Raw genomic sequence first — 1,908 nt, 5'->3', positions numbered from 1 at the left:
ATTCAGCGCCGCAAAGTCGATAGCCAGTCGGAGAATCGTCGCTGCGGTTCTCCTTGTGGCCATACGCGGCCAAGGGGCAAGCCAAGGCTCCACCTGAAAGCTGGCGTAAGCCATGGTCACCGCGCTCAGGCAGCCGGTAAAAAGCGTGCATGCTGCAACGATCCACAGTGGCGAACCTATTCCCACGAACATCATGAGCAGCGCGAGCCGCAGCAGGACAAGAGGCACCTCTATAATATTGATGAGGTCCATCCGCTCGTAGCCCCACAGGAGGCAGGTAAACGGCGCCGCAATGAAGTGGACGGCGCTTGCAAGAGCCATCAGGCGCAGCGCCAAAACGACACTCGCCGCGTCTTGCGGAGGCACTGTGAACACCGCTAGGAAAACGAGCGGAATGAACCAAGCGATGAGCGCCACGCCGATCGCGCAGACACCGAGCATCGCGACAGCTGTCGAGAAGATCCGGTTGATGCCGTCGATGCTGCTTTCCCCCCGGCCAGCGGCGATGAGGCGTCCCACAGCTACTGTCGTGCCGAAGTCCAGCAACCAAAGCAGCGATGTCGTCGAGACGACGAGCGCCCACAGGCCGAACGTCTCCAGCCCAAGCTGTCTCAGGAGGAATGCCGCAGTCACAAGACCACACACCGCATTGAGGACGGCACCAAAGCAGCTTGCCACCACACTCACGCTCAAGGATCGCGCCAAGGGGATCTACTCCCGACAAAACCGAGGGTTGGTACTGGTTCACTACTTCCACTATGATGCGATACGTTAAGCTATCAGAACCCGAAGACGTTCCAAGGCGGGAAAAAATGCTGATGCAACGCGGCGAGGCCGATTGGAGAGGCTGCTTCTACCTTGGCGTGGGAGGACCTTGATGCGCCGGAAAATCATGCCGCCCGGCCCACGAGGGTTTCGTTGCGTCTTTGCAACGCTGCTGCTGGCATGGTGTTGTGTTGCGGCATCAGGTGCCACTCTTGTCGACACGGGAGCTATCACCGCCATTTGGGCCAATGACGGAGGCGACAAGGTCACACGCAACGAATTGCGCGCTCATTCAGGGGAGACCTCGATCTACAATTCAATTTGGGACGGACGGCAGGTCCGCCTCTTCGCGGCAGCAAACGAGATCGTGTCGGTTAACCTGGTGATCGAAGCAGCGGATCACGCTGCTGAGGGGGTCCGCGTCGCATTCAGCGACTTGACGAACAGCTCGGGTCGCCGGCTCAGCTCCGATCCAGCTCGGACGAGGCAGAAACTGTTCGATTGGACCTCCACAGAGATCGAGCTCTTCTACATCCAGTACCTGCAGGTCAGGGGACTAAGCCAGCTTTCATACGGCACGTATGACGAACGGCAAATACCAGAGCGGTTGAGACGCCAGTCCATCTCCGGCACGCCTTATGGAGGGTGGAAGGATCGGCCCGGCGCGGACAAGTTTTTCCCCGATATCGCCGTCCCACTGGAACTGGTCAACGCCTTCGACATCCCCGCGCGCTCCAACCAAAGTATCTGGGCTGTTATCTATGTGCCACGAACGACCCCGCCGGGCGACTATGCCGGGGCGATCACGATCACGGAACAAGGTAGCGTGCGAGCGCGCATTCCTGTCCGGTTGGAAGTTCTGAACTTTATCCTTCCCGATACCACGACCTCGCGAACCATGGTAGCGACGAGCTATGAGGAGATCGCCCGCCGCTACACGGGCGAATCCTATCCCGCTCCCAATTCTAGTCAGGACCGTCTGGTTCGTCGAGTGGCCGACCGGCAGTTCCTGCTGGCCAGGCGCCACCGCATCTCGCTCGTGGACGACAACTCTGGCGCCGAGCAGTGGCGACAAGATCGACCGCGGCCCGAGTGGATACCACGCCTGACAGGCGAATTGTTTTCTCGTGAGAACGGCTATGC

The 1,908-nt window shown here is 59.7% G+C and carries 2 protein-coding genes; one reads left to right on the top strand and one right to left on the bottom strand.

Annotation, left to right across the window (positions count from 1 at the left end; translation table 11 throughout):
- Positions 1-687: oligosaccharide flippase family protein (locus tag ACXJ7R_RS31420; protein ID WP_457155205.1), on the bottom strand; the 687-nt coding region annotated here is incomplete at its 3' end.
- Positions 688-877: 190 nt separating this feature from the next.
- Between ACXJ7R_RS31420 and ACXJ7R_RS31415 the strand changes: the two genes are divergently transcribed.
- Positions 878-1,908: hypothetical protein (locus ACXJ7R_RS31415; RefSeq protein ID WP_457155204.1), on the top strand; the 1,031-nt coding region annotated here is incomplete at its 3' end.

It is taken from the genome of Mesorhizobium sp. P5_C1 (assembly GCF_054049815.1).
The sequence above is the reverse complement of the archived record's forward strand: the minus strand, read 5'-3'. Positions and strand labels throughout refer to the sequence as shown.